Below are 23,425 nucleotides of genomic sequence, written 5' to 3'. Positions count from 1 at the left end.
GAACTAAATTCTATAAGAACTCATCAGACATTCAAACAATGGTGTTAACCATGACAGCTCTTCTGTCTAATAAAATAAGCCTCATCGCAGGCCTCTCAGCTTTCGTTGCATCTATGTATGCTCTTGCACCTGCACCAGCCGAGGCCGCACAATTGCAGCGCTGTGCCGGTGAAAACGAAACATGCAGGCTTCCCTACCCAACCGAAGTCATCTACGGCGCGAATGGCCGTGGAACGTCTCAGTTCATCGACGGTCCGAACGTGCGTTGCTCCAACCAGGTTTTTGGTGATCCAGCCCCTGGTGCGCGGAAAAGCTGCTCTTTTGTCGTCCGTGATCGTTATGAAGATCGACGTGATGATCGACGCAACGACTGGCGTGACGATCGTCGCGATGATCGCCGTAATGACTGGCGTGATAACAGACGTGATGACCGAGGTCGCGGCGATTGGCAACAATGCGCGAAAGAAAACGGCTTCTGCGATTTTTATGGTCGTAAGGTCGTACGCTACGGAGCCAAAGGGCGTTTTGTAGAACGGGTATTCCGTGACGGTGTCCGCTGTGACAATCGTACTTTCGGTGATCCTGCACGCGGTCAGGGAAAAGCTTGTTACGTTCAGAACTAAAATAGAAAAGCGGGCTTTAAGCCCGCTTTTTTTGTTCTTGATGCTGTTTGTCTATGCATGCAGCACTATTCGTTGAAATCACTCGTAAGCCGGATAAGCACTGACCGTTCAAAGAGCGGCCAAACGCGATTCGGCAGTTTTGTCGAACGCTTTCTGTAAGCCTGAATCGCGGTCGTAGATATCATTGAAGAAACGAACATTGCCGTTCGCATCTGGCCAGGCCGTGAAATAGGCAATGTAAACCGGAACCGGATTTGCCACCTTGAGGCCGCGTTCGTCCTTGCCAAAATATTTACCCAGCTCTTCGACTGGCTTACCCAAAACGGCAGCTGCCATGTCGCGTGGGCGCTCCAGACGAATACAACCATGGCTCAAGGCACGCATGTCACGGTTGAAATAAGACTTCGCCGGAGTATCGTGCATGTAGATGTCGTGGGCATTCGGGAACAAAATCTTCAACTCGCCCAATGCGTTATCAAGGCTAGGCTTCTGGCGGATGCCAACATGGGCTTTACCGGCAGCAACTGCGCTCCAGTTTACAGCGCTCGCTGAAACCTTCTTACCACCGACATAGACTTCATAGCCATTGCGATCGAGATAACTGGTATCGCGCATTACCTTGGGTAGCATTTCGTTCAAAATGATCGAGCGCGGAACGCCCCAGGACGGATTAAAAACAACTGTCTGAACTTTGTTATAGAAAAAATAGGTCTGATGGGTTGGCGAACCGATGACCACATTCATAGCTAGCTTTTCTTTGCCGTCTTCGAAATATTCAGCCCGATAGGATGGCTGATTGACCATCACATAGCGCGAACCAAAATCATGCGGAAGCCAGCGCAAACGCTCCATCGAATAGAGAATACGATCACGCTTGACCGAATCCTGCTCACCTTGAAGAGCTGCAATCGTGTTCTTGCCGATTATGCCATCTGGCGTGCTACCGGAAAGCTTCTGATAGTCCTTAATGGCAACTGCCAACTCAGGATCATATAGGCTGGCATCGGCATGGGTCTGCAACACATCGCGATGCAGTTCGAGATAGCTGGCAGGCGCGTGTCGCGTGATTAGCGCCACGACTTTGCCAAGCTGATCGTTGGTGTCGCCGGGCCGGATCGCCTTATCAAGCGAAATTCGGATAGGTTCACCTGCTGGTGCTTCGGTCTGCGCCAGTTCGCGCTTCAATGAAGCGTAAGCCTCATTATTGGGCTGGAAACTCTTAAGATAAGCGACTGGATCGCTTTCGGATGCGAGCCGCGCCAACACCGCCTTTGGATCAACGCGACCACGCGGCAGATCATGGAACCCACTCAACCTGTCGGCAACGACACGGCCCTCACCGGCATCGATTGCATAACGCAAAGCCCGCGCAGACATGCGGATTTCAAAGTCGGCAAGTTTCTGTTGGCGTTCTGCCTGCTGTGCTTCATCAAAATGATCGCCCGGAATAACCACAGCATATTCTTCGGGATTCAAACCGTCATCATCAGCCTGTGCAAAGAAAGCTGCAACGTTCCGCGCCTTATCGAGTGCTTTGCTATCTGATGACCAAAGGAATGTGCGTTTTTCCGAATAGAAACTGACAATCGCTTCGGCGATCTGCTTCTCAGCCTTCACATCGACGGTTTTTAGATAATCCGTTGCCGCATCAAAAGCGCGTTCGCCTTGCGTTTCGTCAACCTTTTTCGAAGGACCAATCGGGGACATGCCTGACGTCAAAGGATCGACACGAGCAGGATCAACTGCAGCCGTCACCTGCATATCGACGGCTGAGAAATCGACCTTTATCAGCGCGTCCGGCTTGTAGTTATAGATTTGCGGGCCCTTAACCGTAACACGCTGCGCCGGTGGGACAGCAGCTCTTGGTACGGAAACAGGTTTCGCTGTGCGCTGTGCTGGAGCCACTGGCGCGGACTGAACGGGAGGTTGAGCAGGCTGAGCCTGCTGCTGGCGACGCTGCTGAAACAGCTCCAGCAATGAATTTGCTGCCTGCGCCTGCGCTGTTGAGAACAACGTCGATGCTGCTAGCGCTAAAACAAGCGCATTACGGACATAAGGACCGCTCTTGCGACTATCTTTAATGTCCCGATTCAAATGTCTGGAGAACTGCATTCTAACCGCCCATTCAATGCAATCGCTAAAAAGCGAATCCGCTTCAATCTTTGCCCATAGAATTGATGAATGTCGTATAGAATCTTTTAACGTTAACGCATCCTCCAATAATTTTGGTCCCAACTCTATCAATTTTTCTTGAAAAGCGCTTTTGCGGTCACACTGCCTGTCTCTTTACTGTGCGGCTGAACAATGTGCCGCAGTGGATTCCGCCCTGCATCGCGATAAAAGCCCCGCAGAATATGCCCTGACTTTGGTTTGGGCTGAATAACGGAGCGCATCTTACGAGATGCCGCAGGCAAGCAAGCGAGGTACCACAATGGCAGAAGCAAGCGCCGCCGATCTTTTCCCTCTTGGCGAAGATAAAACCCCTTATCGCAAACTAACTTCGGAACACGTGTCGGTCGACACGTTCAAGGGACAGGAAATCCTGAGCGTTGACGCTGAAGGCCTGCGCATTCTTTCGGAAGCGGCATTTGCTGATATCAATCACCTGTTACGCCCCGGCCATTTGCAGCAGCTTGCCAATATTATGGAAGATCCCGAAGCAACCGATAATGACCGCTTCGTTGCTTATGATCTTTTGAAGAACGCCAATATTGCCGCTGGTGGTGTTTTGCCGATGTGTCAGGATACTGGCACTGCTATCATAATGGGCAAGAAAGGCCGTCGCGTCTGGACGGAAGGCGGCGACGCAGATGCGCTTGGTGCCGGCGTTCTTGATGCCTATAACAAGAAGAACCTGCGTTATTCGCAGCTTGCCCCACTTTCGATGTTCGAGGAAAAGAACACCAAGAACAATCTGCCTGCTCAGATCGACATCTATGAAGAAGGCGAAGACGCTTACAAGTTCCTGTTTGTAGCCAAGGGCGGCGGTTCGGCCAACAAGACGTTCTTGTTTCAGGGGACGCCTTCTCTGTTGACCCACGATCGCATGATCAACTTTCTGAAGGACAAGATCCTCAGCCTCGGCACGGCAGCCTGCCCGCCTTATCATCTGGCAATCGTTATCGGCGGTACGTCTGCTGAAATGAACCTGAAGACGGTGAAACTGGCATCAACACGCTATCTCGATAGTCTGCCAACGCAAGGTTCCGAGACGGGCCATGCTTTCCGTGATCTGGAAATGGAAGCTGAGATTCACAAACTGACCCAGTCGCTTGGTGTCGGCGCGCAGTTCGGCGGCAAGTATTTCTGCCACGACGTTCGTGTTATCCGTTTGCCACGCCACGGTGCATCGCTGCCTATTGGCCTGGGTGTTTCCTGCTCTGCCGATCGTCAGGCCAAAGGAAAGATCACCAGAGACGGTATCTTCCTTGAACAGCTTGAAACAAATCCGGCACAATATATGCCTGAGATTGACGAGGAAAAGCTGTCATCGCATGTGGTCAAGATCGACCTCAATCAGCCGATGGAAAACATCCTCAAGGAACTGTCAAAGCATCCTGTAAAGACGCAGCTCTCGCTGACCGGTTCGATTATCGTCGCACGCGATCTGGCGCATGCGAAAATCCGTGAGCGCCTGGAAAATGGCGAAGCGATGCCCGAATACTTCAAGAACCATCCGATCTATTATGCGGGTCCGGCAAAAACTCCAGCTGGTTACGCCTCGGGTTCTTTCGGCCCGACAACGGCTGGCCGAATGGATTCCTACGTTGATCAGTTCCAGTCGTTTGGTGGCTCGATGGTGATGCTCGCCAAAGGCAATCGCTCGCGACAGGTGCGCGAAGCCTGCGGCACTCACGGCGGCTTCTACCTTGGATCGATTGGCGGCCCGGCCGCTCGTCTTGCGCAGGATTGCATTAAAAAGGTCGAAGTTGTCGAGTATCCAGAACTTGGCATGGAAGCCATCTGGCGTATTGAAGTGGTCGACTTCCCCGCCTTTATCGTCATCGATGACAAGGGCAACGACTTCTTCAAGGAACTCAATCTCGGTTGAGATAAAAACCTGATTGAAAATAAAGGGCGGGAAACCGCCCTTTTTTATCTCGGATCGCGTTTCAGACCTTTTCCCGCAAGTTCATCCAGATAAGTCTGCCAAAGCGTGTCTTTCTCAGTGCCGAGCTTGTGGAGATAGGTCCATGAGAACAGGCCCGTATCGTGCATATCGTCGAAGGTGATGCGGACGGCATAATTGCCAATAGGGTCCATGCGCATAATTTCTACATTACGCTTGCCGCCAACGGTCACACGCTGCTCCGGTGAGTGTCCCTGCACTTCCGCAGATGGAGACAAGACACGCAGAAGCTCCGCAGTCAGCTCAAACCGTTCACCGCTTTCAAACGCCACTGTCAGAAGCTTGCGGTCTTTCGAGACACGCAATTCGGTTGGCCAGACATCACTCATAATTGTTCTCCGTCATTCCAGCGGCTGTTCATTCTGCAGCATATGAAGGCTGACATATAAAATATGCTCCCGACGCTCTGAATTTCGCCAAATCAAAGAGATATTGATGTTCAGTCTCGAAGAGAAGAGACAAAAAGACTGACGCGTCAGATTAATGCCTTATCACTTGAAGGTGCTTAGCAAACGCGTAAACTGGACAAAGCGTTCGAGGCCACTTATCTAGAGCTAAGATGCAGAATGGGTTCTGCATCGTGTGGAAACAATGGCTTACTCTATGCAAGGTTCTCAAGTTCTGCCTGTTGTTTCTCCCACCGGACAAATGATTGATCCGTTTGGGCGCGCGGTTACCTATTTGCGCGTTTCAGTGACTGATCGTTGCGACTTCCGCTGCACATATTGCATGGCGGAGCATATGACTTTCCTGCCGAAGAAAGACCTGCTGACGCTCGAAGAACTTGATCGCATCTGCAGTGCATTCATCGACAAGGGCGTCCGCAAGTTGCGACTGACAGGCGGAGAACCACTTGTCCGCAAAAATATCATGCATCTTATTCACGGACTATCGCGTCACCTTAAAACAGGTGCACTGGACGAATTGACACTCACCACCAATGGTTCCCAGCTGGCCCGATATGCGGATGAGCTGGCGGATTGCGGCGTGCGGCGTATCAACGTTTCGATGGATACGCTCAACCCCGATAAATTCCGTACCATCACACGTTGGGGCGATCTTGATCGCGTCATAGAGGGTATCGATGCGGCCCAAAAGGCTGGGATTCGCGTTAAAATCAATGCGGTTGCGTTAAAGAACTTCAATGAATACGAAATTCCGGAACTGATCCGCTGGGCGCATGACCGCGACATGGACATGACCTTGATCGAAACCATGCCCATGGGCGAAATCGAGTTCGATCGCACCGATCAGTATCTGCCACTTTCACAGCTGCGCGCCGATCTAAGCCAGCAGTTTACGTTGTCCGACATTCCTTACCGCACGGGCGGCCCTGCCCGTTATGTCACTATTGCTGAAACCGGCGGGCGTCTTGGTTTCATTACGCCTCTCACACATAATTTCTGCGAAAGCTGCAATCGTGTACGCCTCACTTGTACTGGCATGCTCTATATGTGTCTGGGGCAGAACGACGATGCAGATTTGCGTGTTGCGGTCCGTGCAAGTGAGAGCGACACCATACTAAACGATGCCATTGATGAAGCCATCTCTCGCAAGCCCAAAGGCCATGATTTCATCATTGACCGTGACCACAACCGCCCGGCCGTAGCGCGCCATATGAGCCTTACGGGCGGATAAATAATTTAAATACATATGCAACAAGTATAAATTGGACCGAATCCAATTGATGCGATAGCGATATACATTCCTAAACCGGATTCTATATCGTGCCGCAGTCAGCTAATTTTCGTGCAAGTATATTTATGCTCCTCGCCATGGGTACATTCACCATCGGCGATACTATGACGAAATATCTGCTGACCCAGATGAACAGCGGTCAGTATATGTTTATCCGCGGGATATTTGCGACAATTGCGATAGGCCTGCTCGCCTGGCGCAACGGCGCATTGCGCCATTTGTCAATGGACTTGATGACGGTTTTGCGCGTCTTGGGCGAAGTGCTGGCGACCGTCACTTATATCTTCTCTCTCGGCCATCTTTCACAGGCATTTTGCTCAGCGGTATTTCAAGCAACGCCGCTGGTCGTCACCCTTGGCGCCGTGCTATTCCTCAATGAAAAAGTTGGCTGGCGGCGCTGGATGTGTATCTCCTTCGGGCTGGTCGGCGTTATCATCATCATTCGTCCCGGCACCGATAGTTCGGCGAGTCTTGCTGCCGTAGGCATTTTGCTATCCAGCGTCTGCTTTGCCGCCATGCGTGATATCGCGACCCGTCGTGTGCCCGCACATGTCCCGACACTTTATCTGTCCACGCTGACCGCCGGTGCCATAGCTATCACTGGCGGTGGCCTCATCCTGCCTATGGGTGGCTGGCAGCCCGTTGGTCTTGTGCCAGTTCTTATCATGGCTTTGGCTGCGGGACTTCTGCTGGTCGGATATCACTTCATCATCATGGCCATGCGGGAAGGTGAAATCTCGTTTGTCTCGCCCTTCCGTTATTCGAGCCTGCTTTGGGCGATCCTATTGAGCACGGTAGTCTTCAACGAAGCTCCAGATTCCTATACAATTGCTGGGTCAATTCTCGTCGTCGGAAGCGGCATCTATATGGTCTATCGCGAGAATGTTCGCAAAAAGCGTGAGCAGAATAAAAGCACATTGGCCGCGACGCCAACTGGAGTGGAACCTTCGTAATGGGGGATATGATCCGCATCGCGGGCGCGATTATTGCGGGCGGTCAATCCAGACGCATGCAAGCGGGAGGTGTGGCGGGAGACAAATTCCTGCAAAAACTCGGCTCAACGATGATCGTCGAGCATGTTGCAGAGCGGCTTTCGCCACAAGTCGATCATGTTTTTCTCAATGCAAATGGCGATCCTGAGCGTCTACCGGAGCTGAATATTCCGGTAATCCGAGATAAGCCCTCTTCGCACGGTGGACCGCTTGTCGGGTTAAAAACCGCTCTTGAATATGCTCATGACTACCCATTCGTGGTGAGCGTTGCAGCCGACGGCCCGTTCTTTCCCCGCGATCTGGCGTCCCGACTACATGAGCAGCAAAAGAATACCGTTGCTCGCATTGTGCTGGCGAGCTCGAATGGGCGTGTGCATCCGATTTTCGGACTGTGGAAGACAGACCTTTTGCAGCCACTCGACGAATGGCTTGCACATACTGACAAAGCCAGCGTCCTCGCCTTCGCACACCATATCGGCTTTGAAGTGGTTGAATTTTCCCTTATGCAGCTCGCCGATAGCGAGACTTGTGACCCCTTCTTCAACATCAACAAACCTGATGACCTGATTGAAGCGACCCGTCTGAACGAGGCCATGAAATGACCCATAAGCTGTTCGGTATTACTGGCTGGAAAAATTCCGGCAAAACCACGCTGACCGAGAAGCTCGTTCAGGAACTGACCAAACGCGGCTACCGAATCTCCACTGTGAAACATGCACACCATAATTTTGATATCGATCACGTCGGCACAGATTCATGGCGACACAGAAATGCAGGTGCCGCAGAAGTCGCAATTGTATCCTCAGCGCGCTATGCAATCATGCATGAAAATCTGGGCGAAGAAGAACCGTCGTTAGCAGCAATTGCGAGCAAACTCGCCCCGTGTGATCTGGTTTTGATCGAAGGTTATAAGCGCGAATCTCATAAGAAAATCGAGCTGCGACGCTCCCTCGGACATGACGGTCCGCCACTATACGAGGACGATCCAAGCATTGTTGCAATTGCAAGCGACCACATGGATCAACATGAAAAATTGCCCGTGTTTAGTCTGGATGCAGTGGAAGAAATTGCCGACTTCGTTGTGCAATTGATGAAGCTTTGAGGATTTCCCCATTAGTTGAGATAATATCCGTAAAAAACACGGTCATATCGCCATATTCTATAGAAAACCCTTTTGAAACCCCTTTCTGCATGCACAATTAAATTACGCCAACCGTCTTGCAAAGACATGGAAAATGGTGGGATTATCAAAGCCTGGGCGGATGATTGGGCATAAGTGCGAAAAAATATTGCGCGTTGTCAGCTCTGACATCTATTTGTAGTGAACGGGGGATCCACTGTCAGGCTTACTACTTAAGGTTTTATGTCGACAGCATCTCTTGAAGCGGCTGAACCAGAAAAAGAATCAGGGAACCAGCCACAACTAAACGAGAGGACTAAGAATGCGCGTTATTAAGCGTATCGCTGCGGCGACATCAGTTGCAGTACTTGCCATCACACTCGGCAGCATGAGCGCCGGTATTGCCAATGCTCAGGAACCCCTGAAGCTTAAGATTGGCACGGAGGGTGCCTACCCTCCATTCAACTTCATCAAGCCAGATGGCACGCTTTCCGGCTTTGACGTCGATATTGCCAGAGCGCTCTGCGACGAAATGAAAGCTGAATGCGAGTTCGTGACGCAGGAGTGGGACGGTGCTATCCCTGCCCTTCAGTCCGGCAAGTTCGATGCCTTCATCGCGTCCATGTCCATTACTGACGAACGCAAGAAGCAGGTCGACTTCTCAAACAAATATTACAACACGCCTCCCGGTGTTGCAGCACCTAAGGACACCGACATCAAGGGTGTGACTAAAGAAGATCTCGCAGGCAAGACGATTGGCGTACAGGTTTCGACCACGCATGCCAACTATTCGGAAAAGACCTTCACCGACAGCACGATCAAGGCTTATCCGACTGCAGAAGAATATCGTCTCGATCTAGCCAATGGCCGTCTGGACGCCGTCAACGACGATAGCGTGACGCTGGCCGAATGGCTGAAAACGCCAGATGGCGCTTGTTGCAAGATGGTTGGTACTTTCCCACCAGTTATCGAAATTCACGGTCCTGGTGCTGGCGTTGCCTTCAAAAAGGGCCGTCCTGAGCTGGTTGAAAAGTTCAACGAAGCGATCAAGGCAATCCGCGCCAACGGTAAGTACAAAGAAGTCAATGACAAGTACTTTGATTTCGACGCTTACGGTGCAGAAAACTAAGATATTTTAACATTAAAACGCCGGTTTACTTCCAAGTAAACCGGCGTAACTATTTGGGCTATAAAGAGAAAATTCAAAATCTATCAGGTCTAGTTTCACCACAGACTTGAAGCCCTTAGGAAGAGATTAGGCGCATGGAACATTACGCCACCTTGTTAAGTTTTGGCCCCGACGGCTGGGGTAAAAGTATCGCATGGGGACTTGTCGTCACGATTTCCTTGGCCCTTGCGACATTGCCCGTAGGCCTGGTACTTGGTTTCATTGTTGCTCTGGGTAAGCAATCGAGCGAACCTTCGATACGCCTCGCAAGCAACATTTACACCACTATTTTCCGTGGACTTCCGGAGTTATTGACGCTCTTCCTTGTCTATTTTGGCGCGTCTTTGCTGCTTCAACAACTGCTCAGTTTTTTCAATATCAACGCAAATGTTGAAATCAATGCCTTCGTTGCAGGCATGATTGCGCTCGGTTTTGTGTTTTCATCATATTCCAGCGAAGTCTTTTTGTCTGCTTTTCGAGCTATTCCGCGTGGACAATATGAAGGCGGCTATGCGGTCGGCCTTTCGTATTGGCAGACCATGCGCAAAATCATCCTGCCGCAATTGATCAAGATCGCGCTTCCCGGCCTTGCTAATCTCTGGCTGGTTTTGCTGAAAGATACGTCACTCGTATCGGTTATTACACTCTCGGATATCCTGCGCCAAACGTCGATTGCCGCGCGCGTCACTAAAGAGCCATTCCTGTTCTTCGGCGTCGCCTGCTTGCTCTATCTCGCGCTTGCGATCATCTCCTCATATTTCATCAACCGCATCGCTCGATGGGCCGATGCGGGCAATAGCGCGTCGCGGGGTGCATGATTATGAGTGAAGGTACATCACATGGCGCAGCAACGGTATTAGCCCCACCGCCAGTTGTCAGAAGTTGGACGGGCGCTCGAATTGCCGGGCATATCATCGTGGTATTCTGGGGCCTGCTCTTCATCGGACTTGCGCTATACCTCTATAATGTGTGGCGTATTGATCTGTTTGAAACCTACGCACCGCGCTATTGGTCTGGTCTGCTGGTTACTTTGCGGCTCGTAGCGATTTCGATTGTTATTGGCGCGCTCCTGTCTCTGCCGATCACGGCGGCTCGCATGTCAAAGAACCGTTGGCTGCGTGGCATCGCTTTTGGCTATGTCTATTTCTTCCGTGGCACACCGCTGCTCGCTCAGACCTTCCTGATCTATTACGGCTTCGGAACGTTTCGTCCGTTCCTTGAAAGTGTTGGTCTTTGGGTGTTCTTCCGCGATGCATGGAACTGCGCAATTCTGGCTTTCTCGCTCAACACAGCGGCATATCAGGCAGAAATCCTGCGTGGTGCTATTCAGAGCGTTGCTGCTGGGCAATGGGAAGGTGCGGCGGCTCTTGGTATCTCCAAGCGTGTGACGTTCTGGAAAGTAATCCTGCCTCAGGCCTTGATCGTGGCTTTGCGTCCGTATGGCAACGAAATCATTCTGATGATCAAAGGATCGGCTATCGTCGCAATCATCACCGTGCTTGATCTCATGGGGGAAACCCGCCGTGCCTATTCAAGGACGTTCGATTTCCAGACCTACATCTGGGCAGCGGTTATCTACTTGCTGATTGTCGAATGTCTGCGGCACGTCTGGGACTTCCTTGAACGGCGATTGACAAGGCATTTGATCCGCTGAACTGACGAATAAAAGAAAATTTATCGCCCCCGTTAGCCTTGCAGCTACCGGGGGCGATCTGCTTTAAATGCATACCTCTCTGAAGCGCATCTCGCGCTTTTTAATCGCAAATCGATAGGCTCAATCATGTTGAAAATCTGGGGTCGAACCAATTCCACCAATGTAAAAAAGGTGCTTTGGATAGCTGAAGAACTCGGGCTCAAATATGAGCAGATCGATGCGGGTGGACAGTTTGGCGGCCTGCAGGATGAAAGTTTTCTTGCTCGGAACCCCAATGGCCTCATCCCGCTTCTTGAAGATGGTGACACCACACTTTGGGAATCGAATGTAATCGTTCGTTATCTCGCCGCAACGCATGCAAAGAGCGGCCTTTGGATTGAACCCCCTGCAAAACGTGCGCAAGCAGAAAAATGGATGGATTGGGCTCCCTCCACGCTCTATGCCGACTTTCGCGATGTGATCACCAATTTGATCCGGCTTCCCGAAGATAAGCGCGACGAGGCAGTCGTGCAGCGCGGGATTGAAGGCATGACGCGATCGCTCAAAATTGCCGATCAAGCACTTGCCAACCAGCCATGGTTATCAGGCGACGATTTCGGCGTTGGTGACATTCCGTTGGGTTGTTATGCCTACGCATGGTTCAAGTTTCCTATCGAGCGCCCGTCAACCCCTCATCTTGAAGACTGGTATAACCGTCTCACGCAGCGTCCCGCCTATCGCAAGGCGGTCATGACGCCACTCACCTGATCCACCAATTTCTCTCTGGAGGGACAAAGAATGACAGCAATAAAAGTGGCCTTCCTCGGCCTCGGCGTAATGGGCTATCCGATGGCCGGCCATTTGAAAACCAAAGGCGGCTATGACGTTACGGTCTATAATCGCACCAGTGCAAAGGCTGCCAAATGGGCTGAACAGTTCGGCGGAAAACATGCAGCCACTCCTGCTGAAGCCGCGCGCGATGCGGATTTCGTTTTTTGCTGCGTTGGCAATGACAACGATTTGCGTGAAGTGACGACTGGTTCAGATGGCGCTTTTTCGACAATGAAAAAGGGTGCTGTTTTCATCGATAACACCACGGCATCCGCAGAAGTCGCACGTGAACTTGACGCCGAAGCGCAGCAGCGTGGCTTTCATTTCATTGATGCGCCTGTGTCTGGTGGCCAGGCTGGTGCAGAAAACGGTGTTCTGACCGTGATGGTCGGTGCGTCGGAAGCGGTCTTTGAGAAGGCCAAACCTGTTATCGAAGCCTATGCGCGTTCGGTCGGGCTGATGGGCCCCGTTGGATCGGGCCAGCTCGCCAAGATGGTCAACCAGATTTGCATTGCAGGCCTGGTTCAGGGCCTCGCCGAAGGCATTCACTTCGGCAAGAAAGCTGGTCTGGATATCGAGAAGCTGATTGGCGTTATCTCCAAGGGTGCTGCAGGTTCCTGGCAGATGGAAAACCGGCACAGCACGATGAATGAAGGCAATTATGAGTTTGGTTTTGCTGTCGACTGGATGCGCAAGGATCTCGGTATCTGTCTTGAGGAAGCTGACCGCAATGGCGCGCTACTGCCTGTAACCGCACTGGTCGATCAGTTCTACAAGGAAGTGCAGAAGATAGGCGGTGGCCGCTGGGATACGTCTTCCCTGCTTGCTCGCCTTGAACAGTAAAATCTTTACTCTTAAATGAAAAAGCCCGGCTTAGAGCCGGGCTTTTTGTTACTTCTCTTAAAAGATCAGAACTTGACCTTAGCTGTCAGCGACAAAGCGCCAACGAAGTCGTTTCCGAATTCACCTTTGGAGCCGGTTGGGTTTGGCTTACCGTTGATTACAGTGTCGTCCATCTCACCAGATGTCAGCCAGCCAGCAGCACCTGCAAGACGAACTTCAAAGTTTTGGGTTGCCTTATAGTTCGTGCCCAGGCCGAAGAGCCAGATGTCGGTTTGAGACGTCAAGCCTGTTGTCGTTCCACGGTCCCAAGTAACAGTTGCTGCAGCAGACCACTGATCGTTGAACTTGTGTCCAACGCCACCGCTGACAGTCCAGCCATCCTGATAATAAAGGTTCAGGTTGGTGATATTCGTTCCCTTAGGAACGATCGCACCGGGAGCAAGCTGTAGATTGGAAGAAGAGTTGAATGCAACCATTTCAACGCTCGACCAATCAGTCCACTTGACCGAACCGAAAGCGAGCCAATCTGGAGCAATACCTGTTTGGAACTTGAATTCGACCGACTGCGGTGTGGCAACATCGCCAGCAACGCTAATCGGAAGTGCGCGGCCAGTGATTGGGCTCAGAGCCAGATTATCAATGGTGCCTTCAAGATTGTATTTGACTTCAGACTGATAGACGACCGTTGCGCGGATCGCATATTCCGGGAGTTCATAGGCAGCACCGATACGCCAGCCAAATGCCTTGTCTTCAACGTCAAGCGAAGCGACACGGAACGAACCGCCGAAAGCTGAGCCCGGAGGAATCATACGGGTCTGTTCACCCTTCAGCTCCTGATAGCTGACGCCGCCGAGAAGACGGAAGTAACCTTTTTCACCCGCGTTGAAACGATAAGAACAGTTCAAGCCATAATCATTGGATGAAATCTTCTGTTCGATAGCAGTGAACATGCGAATGTTATCAGTGCCGACATCCGTGTGAATGCCCCATGGCTGACGATACTGTGCCGCACAAGCCAGATCGTCCGTAAGATCAACCTTGGCTGAGAACTTCGGTACCCAATAGCTTTTTGCTTCGTCCACATCATTGGAATAAGGACGACCGTTCAGCGGATTGATGCCACCTGTCGCAGCGCCAATCGGGCCGCGGATATTTTTCAGCTTACGCTGTGGTGAAACGTAGGTGCCCGTTGTATCGATCACGGTGCCCTGCTCGAACAGGATATCAAAATCCTGCGAACTCCGCTCCAGACCGCCCGCATGTGCAGTAACGGCACTCCCCAACAGGCCGACTGCGATCCCGACAGCTTTCATGCGCTGCAGCTTCATAAAATGTCCTCCCAAACAGAATGCAATGAACTTCAGCAATTTACTTTGACGCAAACGTAAATCAGGAAGGATTCAGCCTGCAAGATGCATAAATTGGGAGGTCCGCGAGTAGCGAAGATTTGTTTTGACGAAAAGCTTAAAATAAGCGCGCTAATTGCTAATTCTTCTGATTTTTGCAGGGCTATTAGCACCCAAAACCGCCAAATTTTGCCATTTTTTAGCCCAATTAGAGCCTTGTTGCTAAAGCGCAACAGAGCTGAAAAACAATCGAAACGGCGGTTCGATGAACTTTAGAACGCCTTGAAAGGCTAAAATTACAGCCTCTTTGAAAGCAAAAGCCCGGCAACTAGAAGCTGCCGGGCTAATGATTCGAAATGAGGCAGATCTGAACGGACGAAATCAGCCTGCTTCGCGGATACGCGCTTCTGCGGTCGCCACGCGTGCCGCCGCATCTTTGAGTTCTGCCAAACGCTCACGTTCCGCCTGAACGACCTCTTCCTTTGCGTTCGCTACGAACTTTTCGTTCGAGAGCTTCTTTTCGATCTTCTCCATCTCAGCAGCGATCTTGCCTGCTTCCTTGGCCATACGGGCGGCTTCGGCCTTCAGGTCAATCAAGCTGCCCAAAGGCAGGCAAATGGTAGCTTCGCCGTGCACCAGCTGCGCTGAACCCTTTGGCGCTTCCTCTTCAAAGGAAACTGATTCCACACGTGCCAGACGCTTGATTGCAGCATCATGACGCGCAAAGCGGTCGATAGTTGCAGCATTTGCCTCAAGCACCACGATCGGAGCCACAGCACCAGCAGGCACGTTCATCTCCGCACGAACAGAGCGAATGCCCATGACAAGATCAACCAGCCAGTTGATGTCAGCAGCTGATTCTTCATCTTCAAATGACAATTCAGGCCATTGCGCCAAAGCGAGAACCGTATCGCGCTTTGCACCTTCACCTGCGGTCAAGGTCCAGAGCTCTTCGGTCATGAATGGCATGAACGGGTGCAGGATCTTGTAGATCTCATCCAGGCAGTAAGCAGCGGTTGCCTGCGCTTCAGCCTTAGCAAGCTCATCGTCGCCCATGAAGATTGGCTTGAGCAGTTCCAGATACCAATCGCAGAACTGGTTCCAGACAAAACGATATGCCGCGCTTGCCGCTTCATTGAAGCGATAGTTCGCAATGCCTTCCGTGACAGCGCGCGCCGCCTTGGTCAGTTCCGTCAGAATCCAGCGATTGACAGCAAGCTTTGCATCATCAGGCTTGAAGTTTGGATCAAGCTTCACGCCGTTCATCTGAGCAAAACGTGTCGCATTCCAAAGCTTCGTACCGAAATTGCGATAGCCAGCAATACGCGCCGGGTCGAGCTTAACATCGCGGCCCTGTGCGGCCATGATGGCAAGCGTGAAGCGCAGAGCATCCGCGCCATACTCGTCCATCAGCTCAAGCGGATCGATGACATTGCCTTTGGATTTCGACATCTTCGCGCCGTGCTTGTCGCGCACGAGTGCATGGAGATAAACCGTATGGAACGGAATTTCTTCCATGAAATGCATACCCATCATCATCATGCGGGCAACCCAGAAGAACAGAATGTCGAAACCCGTTACTAGAACACTCGTCGGATAATAGATGCCAAGTTCCGGCGTCTTGTCTGGCCAGCCCAGCGTTGAGAACGGCCACAGGCCCGATGAGAACCACGTATCCAGAACATCGGTGTCACGTTCCAGAGCGACCTGTTCGCCGTAGTGAGCGTGTGCGGCAGCTTTCGCTTCCTCTTCGCTTTTTTCAACGAAACAATGACCATCCGGGCCGTACCATGCAGGGATCTGATGTCCCCACCACAGCTGACGGGAAACACACCATGGCTGAATGTTTTCCATCCAGTCGAAGTAGGTCTTTTCCCAATTCTTCGGCACGATCTGTGTGCGTCCATCACGAACCGCAGCCATGGCTGGCTTTGCGAGTTCGGCTGCGTTCACATACCACTGGTCCGTCAGATATGGCTCGATTGGCACACCACCGCGATCGCCGTGCGGGACAGCGTGGGTGTGATCCTCGATCTTTTCCAGATAACCCTGCTCGTCAAGCATTTCGACGAGGCGCTTGCGTGCAGCAAAACGATCCAGACCTTCGAACTCTTTGATAAGCGCTATCAGATCAGGTGTCAGTTCCAGACCTTCGAGGAAATCAACGTTGTCCTTGAGCGTAATCGCTGCCGACGGCGTCAGAATATTGATTGCGCGAAGATCGTTGCGCTTGCCAACTTCAAAGTCGTTGAAGTCGTGCGCAGGTGTGATCTTCACAGCACCGGAACCGGCTTCCGGGTCAGCATAATCGTCCGCGACAATCGGTATGCGGCGTCCAACGAGCGGAAGAACGATGTTGTTGCCGACCGACGCGTGATAGCGCTCGTCCTTCGGGTTAACAGCAACACCCGTATCACCAAGCATGGTTTCAGGACGTGTCGTTGCAACAACGATGAAGGTATGCGGGTTTTCTGGATCGAACGGAATGTTTTCCAGCGGATAGCGCAGATGCCAGAGATTGCCCTTAATCTCACGTGATTCGACTTCAATGTCGGAAATCGCGGTGAGAAGCTTCGGGTCCCAGTTCACGAGACGCTTGTCGCGGTACATCAGTCCCTGCTTGTAAAGCGAGACGAAGACTTCGAGAACGGCCCGCGACAGACCTTCGTCCATCGTGAAACGTTCACGTGACCAATCGCATGATGCGCCGAGACGACGGAGCTGATTGGAGATCATCCCGCCTGATTCAGACTTCCATTGCCAGATGCGCTCAATAAACTTCTCGCGGCCCATGATATGACGCGTTGGCTCCTGGCGTTCAGCAAGCTGACGCTCAACAACCATCTGCGTGGCAATGCCCGCATGGTCCAAACCCGGTTGCCAGAGAACATTCTTGCCGCGCATGCGCTCGAAACGGACCATGATGTCCTGAATCGTATTGTTAAGCGCGTGGCCCATATGCAGCGAACCGGTCACATTCGGCGGAGGAATGACAACAGCAAAGGGATCAGCGCCAGGCTTTGAGCCTGCACCCGCCTTGAACGCGCCGGCTTCTTCCCAGCGTTCAGCGATTTTCGGCTCTACAGCCGCGGCGTCATAAGTCTTCTCAAGCATGGAATTGTCCGGTCTTTATGCGGAATGAATTGATTGACGGCTCAATAGCAACTAACAGCCGACAAATCATCCTAAAAGTGAAAACCCGCCTGTGAGACAGACGGGTCAAGAAGTCCAATCTGGCGTTAAACCAGCTCCAGTCAGGATTGAATCACTGGAACCGATTTACCAATTATCATTAGCATTATCCTACGCAAAACCGCTTCGTACTTTTGCTGGAAATGCTTTAGATACTTAGCGGTCGCCTCGCACCACACGTTCGATTTCTTCGCGAACGAGTCGTTCAACAAGAAGCGGCAGATTATCATCAAGCCAGCTCTGCAGCATCGGGCGCAAAAGGTCAGAAGCGATTTCATCGAAAGAACGACGCGGTTCCGAGTGAACAGCGTGGTTCAGATCCTGAAATGCAGCAGCCACTTTCCGTTCGGTGCCCTCTGACAAAATATGTGCTGAGCCCTGCACTTTCAAGTCAGCGGGTTGAGCTTCAGCAGCGCGCGTCGCTTCAACTTCCGGCTCCGAAGTCTCATCAGGTTGTGCAGTGTGAAGCTCAACGGCAATCTTGGCTTCCAACGAGGGAGCAGTGTCAACTTCGGCTACTGGTTCAACAACTTCGCCGCGATGATCATCATTTTGTGCGTCGAGAACGAAATCGTCTTCTTCCTCATCCGCATCAGGAATTTCATCTGCAATGGTTACTGCAGACGGGGTTTCTGATAGTGGACCACGCAAAACGGTGTCATCTAAGAACGTATCGCTCTTGAGAGCTGGTTTATCTGCTGCTTCAGGCTGAGATTCCTGAGCAGTAACAGGCTTACGAAACTTGGCGACTTCTCCCCGCGACGGAAAAGCGGACGCGGCAGGCATCGGATGACGCGAAACATCGCTATCTTCGATAATCCGGCGAATGGAAGCGAGAATCTCTTCCATTGACGGTTCGCGTGCTGCGCTGGATGTTTGTGCCATTGCTGTCCGTCTTTCCCTTATTGCCAATTACTCACACAGGCAGAGAATCATTGGATTAAGGGTACCGGACCTTGGTCGGTTTGAGAATCCCTCCACAGACACATGCAATCCGAACCCACAGCTTTATCATTTTGTTAAGAATTGCAGTTCCCACGACGAATCAAACAAAAACGGCGCCAATGGCGCCGTTTCGGTAACTCATATTTTTAAGGTTTACCGGCCATCTGGTGTACGTAGGCCGAACCACTTGTCCTTTACAGCATTGTAGTGCTCTTCAGGCTTATACTGAGCGACCTGCAACTGCATGTCCTGTGCCGTCATACGACCGCTTGCATTCAGAAGCGCATAGCTTGCAACGATCGAGTCATGCTCAGCCTGAACAAGCGCGATTTGAACCTTCACCAGTTCATTCTGTGCATTCAACACGTCGAGCGTGGTGCGCTGTCCGACCTTGCGTTCTTCAATAACGCCATCAAGAGCCAGCTGAGCTGCCGCGATGCCATCGCGGTTTGCCTTGACGGATGCACGAGCTGCTTCGAGTTGAGACCAGGCAGAGCTGATCGCCTGACGAACCCTGTCTTGAATGATATCAACTTCGATACGTGCCTGGCCGAGTTGTTCCTTAGCCTGACGTATCTGCGCTGAAGTACGGCCGCCGGTATAGATCGGAATGCTTACACCGACGCCAACCGATGCGGAGTTGCCATCACCAGCATTGGTGCCAGCATAGGTGTCGAGGTGGCTTGCACTTGCAGTCAAACCAACAGTCGGCAGCAAAGCACCTTCCTTGGCCTTGACGTTGTAGCCCTGCGCGTTAACTGCATACTGGGTAGCCAGAATACCCGGATGCACAGTAACAGCATTTGCATAGGCAGCATCTGGCGTGCGCGGAAGGTTCTTGGCAGCAGGTGCTGCAGCAAGACGGTCGGGCTGTGAACCAACAACCTGAACATAAGTCGCTTCGGCTGTCTTCACGTCTGCGCGGGCAGAATTGAGCTCCGCGATGGCGGTCGAGCGCTGCGATTCTGACTGAGCAACATCGGTACGTGTGCCTTCACCAACATCTAGGCGCGCACGCGAAGCACGGACCTGCTCGTTCATAGCAGCGAGATTCTTTTCGCGAAGCGCTGCGATCTGACGAAGCTGATACACACTCATATAAGCCTGAACGGCTTCCAGAAGTGTATTCTGTTCGTCGTTGCGGAGATTTTCGCGCTGCGCAAACACACTGGTTTCAGCTGCGGCAACGTTGTTCTTGGTCTGAAAACCATCGAACAGCATCTGGTTCAACTCAATACCGTAGGTACCTGTCGTGCGCGTGCCGGCTGTCGGCGTCTTTCCGCGACCGATATTATACGAACCTGTCACCTGCGGACGGTAGCCGGATTTCGCAATCGCGACATTCTCGTCCTCGATACGCACGCCTGCTCTGGAAGAGTTCAGGGTCGCGTTGTTCTTATAGGCTTTCATGAGAGCGCCATTCAGCGTCTCTGACAAAGCGGCCTGTCCCGATAAAACGGTGCCAGACAGGAGTATTGCCGCCGCCATAAGTCCTTTGCACGCTTTGAACACCGTATACCTCATATCAGAACAAACGAATCTATAATCGAACCGATCGGTTCGGGAAGACTTAATAACGTGTAAATTCCGCTATTTCCATCTTTCCCGCCAGTGCTTTCACAAACAATTTCCGCATCGTTGCAGAATTGCCCCACGCGCTGGATTAAAACTCGAACTGCTCAATACGCTCAAAACCAGGAAGCGGACGAACTGCTGTATTGAAAACGCTGCGTCCCGAAGCAACACCGTTTTCTTTCACGTAAAGTCGCGCAATTCCGGCATTTCCACGCCCTTCGACGACAACCAGACGGCCGCCTTCTTTAAGCTGATTGAAAAGTACTTCCGGCACAAAATCAACTGCACCCTCGATGAAAATCACATCGTAAGGCGCTTCCGATGGATAGCCTGCATTCAAATCGCCTGAAACGATCACAACATTGTCATGGCCAAGTTCCTGCAAACGAGCCGTCGCAACGGCCGCCAGTGCGGAATCACTTTCAAGGCCAATGACCGATCCAGCCAACTCAGAAAAGATTGCAGACGAATAACCAGTGCCGCAACCGACATCGAGAACGACGTCGTCCTTGTTAACTTTCGCAAGCTGCACGAGCTTCGCAAAAGGTGACGGTTCCATGAGATAACGTGGCGCAGTGCCTTCGCTTTCAAGAAGCTGATCTTCGTCGATATAAGCAAGAACCTGACGGTTTGCCGGAACAAAAGCTTCGCGTGGAACAGTCAGAAAAGCGTCGATGACCCTGAGGTCCGTTACATCCGTGGTACGGATCTGGTTATCGACCATCTTCGTGCGAAGATTCTGGAAATCGGCTGCCATAGCCATGCCCTACATCCTTCTTTATCGCGATCACGCGATGATTATGCCTTTTGGCACCCATTTCGAACAGAGGCCGGACCATACGGCAAATCCGTGACAATCGCGGTTCACTATCGTTATGGAGCACCATAAACGAGATTTGCCGCTGGTGTGGCAAAAATCGGTCTCCCAGTCAATCAGACACAAAATTTGCCAAACATAAGATTTGCAGATGTAAGCGCCGCACTTTGTCACTGCGATCTGCAATCTTATGAACCAGCCCACAAAAATGCCGGGCGTTTCAGCCCGGCAATTATGCTTTGGATCGATATCTTGCAAGCGGCGCGCCATCACAACGCGCAGAATAGCGATCACATTATTGCGCAATCGTCGCGGGATAACCCGCAGCAGACAAGGCATGAAGCGCTTCATCCTGCGATGCGTTGCCATCAAACTCGACCTCTTTCTTATCGAGATCGATCTTAACAGTGGCCTTTTCGTCAAGCTTACGCAGAGCGCCAGTGACACTATCGGCGCAGCCACCGCATTTCATCTTCGGTACAGAAAAAGTCACCATTCAACTCACTCCTTGCTCTTAAGCGGTCCAGTTGGGATTGGATACCCGAAACGCTCTATCCGGTTGTTTTAAAGCATCTACCCAGAGGAAAATCTCTTCGCACTTTTTGTTTAAATGCTTTAACTGACACCACTGTGCAGCTTCCCATCGTGGCAAGGTCAAGCGTGAATTTTCGTTACGGGGCCTCGCAGTTTTCCGGCACGCTCTTTTCGATGGCCAACGGCGATTTCGTCAACGAGCCCGTCATGATCTGCATCGGCTTGTAAGGTGGCTCTTCCTGCATACCAGGATTGGTGAGACGGATCGTATAACAGCCTGTAAATACTTCCTTTTTGCCATCGTCACCCTCAGATTCGATTGCTATCGGAAGGCTCCAGTAAATCTGCCCCGCCCCCGGATCAGGATCAATCTTCCGAACCGCAACCTTTACGCTTTTTGTGCCTTCGTAACCTTTCGCAAATATCTTGAAATCGGGCTCCCGCCCTTCTTCCGAATAATAGCTGTAAGCGCGAGAATATTCCTTGCGATTGATCGCATTGTAATAGGACTCCATCAGCGCCTGAGGGGTCGAGCGGTCATCACGGTAATCAGGAACAGTTATGCCGTCACTGACATCCTGAGTCTGCTTAGACGGTTTGGTTTCCTCGACGGGCTTTTCCTGCTTCTGAGTTTGGGCTTGGGCCGGAGCGGCTTTCTTGGGCGCTTCCTGTGCTTGTGCGCCGGACGTCAAGACACCGGACATCAAAGCAATGGTGCTGAAAACGCCAACGACCCCAGCAAGTATCAAAGGCTTCATGCGCTCAATCGACATTCGCTTCTCCTCTTCCAGCAATTCTTTGTTTGCAGCGCACCGAGGTGTGCACGCTCGTTGTGGCTGTGCTCCCGATTTGGTGTCTTGCAGTAATGATGTTACAACACTAACTATAGTAAAAACGTGGCAATCCCGCAGAAAAGCATATTGCTTCGAACAAACTGGATGATTCTCCAGTTGCAGACCAGCATAACACCGGAAGAGATGAAAAATGGGCCGTTTCTCAGTCTTGACGCTTACCGATGCAGCAGCAGCTCGCGTTAGTGAAATCATGGCGTCGCGTGACGGTGCGCTTGGCATTCGCGTCGGCGTCAAAAAAGGCGGCTGCGCTGGCATGGAATATACGATTGACCTCGTCACTGAGCCGAAAGCCGGTGATGATTCCGTCGAAAAAGATGGGGCAAAAGTTTATATCGCACCTGAAGCTGTGCTATTCCTGCTTGGCACACAGATGGATTTCGAAGTCACCACGCTACGCACTGGATTCGTATTCAACAATCCAAATCAGACATCGGCTTGTGGTTGCGGTGAATCTGTTGAGCTGACTGCAGCGTCCCCAGAAAGCCTGCGCCAGATGCAGGGAGCAGCTTAAATACCCGGCGTTCCAAATGGATGATCAATCCTTACGTGACTTGTTTGAAGGCTTAGGAGCGATCAGCATTCGTCGCATGTTCGGCGGCAAAGGTATCTACCATCAGGGATTGATTATAGCGCTCGTTGTTCAGGACGAGCTGTTGTTGAAAGCCGATTCCCAGACGGCCGCTGCCTTCATCGAAGCTGGGTCCAGACAATGGGCTTACGATAGTCGGAAGAGTGGCAAGCCTGTCGCCATGCCTTATTGGAGTGTACCAGACGAGGCTTACGACGACCCTGAAATCATGGCTGATTGGGCGCGACTGGCCTTTGCAGCAAGTCTTAGGACTGCTCCCGCTAAAGCGAAGTCACAGAAATCGCTCTAATAATTCGTTCTTACCTAAAGCATGTCGCAGTTAGAGCGTGGGGCGATTATTTTGAATCGTTAAAGAGGGTGATATTTGTTGGCATTTCGCGCTTTTTAGATTGATGATTCATTGGGTCAGGAGGAAAAGCTATGTTCCAGCAAGCTTATTCACTTGATCTTCGCAAGCGTGTGACCCGCGCCATCGCTCAGGGCAAATCCTGTCGAGCAGCTGCAGAGCAGTTTGAAGTTTCGGCGGCTACTGCAAT

The 23,425-nt window shown here is 51.7% G+C and carries 22 protein-coding genes; 13 read left to right on the top strand and 9 right to left on the bottom strand.

Annotated features, from left to right (window positions below; genetic code table 11):
- Window positions 1–50: 50 nt before the first annotated feature.
- Window positions 51–623, top strand: coding sequence for a hypothetical protein (locus OIV19_RS05920; RefSeq protein ID WP_319637588.1), 573 nt, complete (start codon window positions 51–53; stop codon window positions 621–623).
- Between the two features lie 108 nt (window positions 624–731).
- Here the strand turns inward: OIV19_RS05920 and OIV19_RS05915 are convergent, their stop codons facing one another.
- Complete coding sequence (locus tag OIV19_RS05915; protein ID WP_264230985.1) at window positions 732–2,735, bottom strand: L,D-transpeptidase scaffold domain-containing protein; 2,004 nt, start codon at window positions 2,733–2,735, stop codon at window positions 732–734.
- 319 nt (window positions 2,736–3,054) lie between these two features.
- On the opposite strand from OIV19_RS05915, the gene OIV19_RS05910 reads away from it, so the two are divergent.
- On the top strand, window positions 3,055–4,674 hold the full coding sequence (locus tag OIV19_RS05910) for a fumarate hydratase (RefSeq protein WP_264230984.1): 1,620 nt from the start codon (window positions 3,055–3,057) through the stop codon (window positions 4,672–4,674).
- Between the two features lie 44 nt (window positions 4,675–4,718).
- On the opposite strand, the gene OIV19_RS05905 is transcribed toward OIV19_RS05910, so the two are convergent.
- Window positions 4,719–5,081, bottom strand: coding sequence for a gamma-butyrobetaine hydroxylase family protein (locus tag OIV19_RS05905; RefSeq protein ID WP_264230983.1), 363 nt, complete (start codon window positions 5,079–5,081; stop codon window positions 4,719–4,721).
- A 274-nt stretch (window positions 5,082–5,355) separates the two neighbouring features.
- Between OIV19_RS05905 and moaA the strand changes: the two genes are divergently transcribed.
- From moaA to OIV19_RS05860, 9 genes are all read left to right on the top strand, one after another.
- Entirely contained in the window at window positions 5,356–6,390 is a 1,035-nt protein-coding gene (moaA, locus tag OIV19_RS05900; RefSeq protein WP_319637587.1) for a GTP 3',8-cyclase MoaA, read from the top strand.
- Window positions 6,391–6,515: 125 nt separating this feature from the next.
- Window positions 6,516–7,403 carry a DMT family transporter gene (locus OIV19_RS05895; RefSeq protein WP_095446554.1) on the top strand — a complete coding sequence of 296 codons (888 nt, stop codon included), beginning with the start codon at window positions 6,516–6,518 and terminating at the stop codon, window positions 7,401–7,403.
- Window positions 7,403–8,044, top strand: coding sequence for a molybdenum cofactor guanylyltransferase MobA (mobA, locus tag OIV19_RS05890; protein ID WP_264230982.1), 642 nt, complete (start codon window positions 7,403–7,405; stop codon window positions 8,042–8,044). Before OIV19_RS05895 ends, mobA begins: the two co-directional genes overlap by 1 nt.
- Window positions 8,041–8,544: a molybdopterin-guanine dinucleotide biosynthesis protein B gene (mobB, locus tag OIV19_RS05885; RefSeq protein WP_095446553.1), complete on the top strand. Its 504-nt coding sequence runs from the start codon at window positions 8,041–8,043 to the stop codon at window positions 8,542–8,544. The genes mobA and mobB overlap by 4 nt, the downstream gene beginning before the upstream one ends.
- Window positions 8,545–8,884: 340 nt before the next feature.
- Window positions 8,885–9,691 (top strand): ABC transporter substrate-binding protein, encoded by an 807-nt coding sequence (locus OIV19_RS05880; protein WP_095446552.1) that lies wholly within the window; start codon window positions 8,885–8,887, stop codon window positions 9,689–9,691.
- Window positions 9,692–9,825: 134 nt separating this feature from the next.
- Window positions 9,826–10,548, top strand: a complete 723-nt coding sequence (locus OIV19_RS05875) for an ABC transporter permease (RefSeq protein WP_095446551.1) — start codon at window positions 9,826–9,828, stop codon at window positions 10,546–10,548.
- Between the two features lie 2 nt (window positions 10,549–10,550).
- Entirely contained in the window at window positions 10,551–11,384 is an 834-nt protein-coding gene (locus OIV19_RS05870; RefSeq protein WP_151094925.1) for an ABC transporter permease, read from the top strand.
- 126 nt (window positions 11,385–11,510) lie between these two features.
- A complete protein-coding gene (locus OIV19_RS05865; protein ID WP_264230980.1) occupies window positions 11,511–12,131 on the top strand; it encodes a glutathione S-transferase in 621 nt (206 codons plus the stop codon).
- A 30-nt stretch (window positions 12,132–12,161) separates the two neighbouring features.
- On the top strand, window positions 12,162–13,037 hold the full coding sequence (locus tag OIV19_RS05860; RefSeq protein ID WP_264230979.1) for an NAD(P)-dependent oxidoreductase: 876 nt from the start codon (window positions 12,162–12,164) through the stop codon (window positions 13,035–13,037).
- A 65-nt stretch (window positions 13,038–13,102) separates the two neighbouring features.
- Here the strand turns inward: OIV19_RS05860 and OIV19_RS05855 are convergent, their stop codons facing one another.
- The 7 genes from OIV19_RS05855 to OIV19_RS05825 all read right to left on the bottom strand — a co-directional run bounded on the left by OIV19_RS05855 (window position 13,103) and on the right by OIV19_RS05825 (window position 22,219).
- On the bottom strand, window positions 13,103–14,350 hold the full coding sequence (locus tag OIV19_RS05855; RefSeq protein WP_264231147.1) for an OmpP1/FadL family transporter: 1,248 nt from the start codon (window positions 14,348–14,350) through the stop codon (window positions 13,103–13,105).
- A 414-nt stretch (window positions 14,351–14,764) separates the two neighbouring features.
- The gene (locus OIV19_RS05850; RefSeq protein ID WP_264230978.1) at window positions 14,765–17,497 is read right to left on the bottom strand and encodes a valine--tRNA ligase; all 2,733 of its coding nucleotides are present in this window, start codon (window positions 17,495–17,497) and stop codon (window positions 14,765–14,767) included.
- A gap of 234 nt (window positions 17,498–17,731) precedes the next feature.
- Complete coding sequence (locus tag OIV19_RS05845; RefSeq protein WP_264230977.1) at window positions 17,732–18,460, bottom strand: PopZ family protein; 729 nt, start codon at window positions 18,458–18,460, stop codon at window positions 17,732–17,734.
- A 213-nt stretch (window positions 18,461–18,673) separates the two neighbouring features.
- Complete coding sequence (locus tag OIV19_RS05840) at window positions 18,674–20,044, bottom strand: TolC family outer membrane protein (RefSeq protein WP_151094929.1); 1,371 nt, start codon at window positions 20,042–20,044, stop codon at window positions 18,674–18,676.
- Between the two features lie 139 nt (window positions 20,045–20,183).
- Window positions 20,184–20,852 carry a protein-L-isoaspartate O-methyltransferase family protein gene (locus OIV19_RS05835; protein WP_264231146.1) on the bottom strand — a complete coding sequence of 223 codons (669 nt, stop codon included), beginning with the start codon at window positions 20,850–20,852 and terminating at the stop codon, window positions 20,184–20,186.
- Between the two features lie 355 nt (window positions 20,853–21,207).
- The gene (locus OIV19_RS05830) at window positions 21,208–21,408 is read right to left on the bottom strand and encodes a heavy-metal-associated domain-containing protein (RefSeq protein ID WP_095446545.1); all 201 of its coding nucleotides are present in this window, start codon (window positions 21,406–21,408) and stop codon (window positions 21,208–21,210) included.
- Between the two features lie 175 nt (window positions 21,409–21,583).
- The gene (locus OIV19_RS05825; RefSeq protein ID WP_264230976.1) at window positions 21,584–22,219 is read right to left on the bottom strand and encodes a hypothetical protein; all 636 of its coding nucleotides are present in this window, start codon (window positions 22,217–22,219) and stop codon (window positions 21,584–21,586) included.
- A gap of 211 nt (window positions 22,220–22,430) precedes the next feature.
- On the opposite strand from OIV19_RS05825, the gene sufA reads away from it, so the two are divergent.
- Both sufA and OIV19_RS05815 read left to right on the top strand, forming a co-directional pair.
- A complete protein-coding gene (gene sufA, locus OIV19_RS05820; protein WP_024898879.1) occupies window positions 22,431–22,811 on the top strand; it encodes a Fe-S cluster assembly scaffold SufA in 381 nt (126 codons plus the stop codon).
- Between the two features lie 16 nt (window positions 22,812–22,827).
- Window positions 22,828–23,178 carry a TfoX/Sxy family protein gene (locus OIV19_RS05815; protein ID WP_095446542.1) on the top strand — a complete coding sequence of 117 codons (351 nt, stop codon included), beginning with the start codon at window positions 22,828–22,830 and terminating at the stop codon, window positions 23,176–23,178.
- The last annotated feature ends 247 nt before the right edge of the window (window positions 23,179–23,425 follow it).

This window comes from Brucella sp. HL-2 (genome assembly GCF_025846885.2).
In the GTDB taxonomy this organism is placed as follows: domain Bacteria; phylum Pseudomonadota; class Alphaproteobacteria; order Rhizobiales; family Rhizobiaceae; genus Brucella; species Brucella quorumnocens.
The sequence above is the reverse complement of the archived record's forward strand: the minus strand, read 5'-3'. Positions and strand labels throughout refer to the sequence as shown.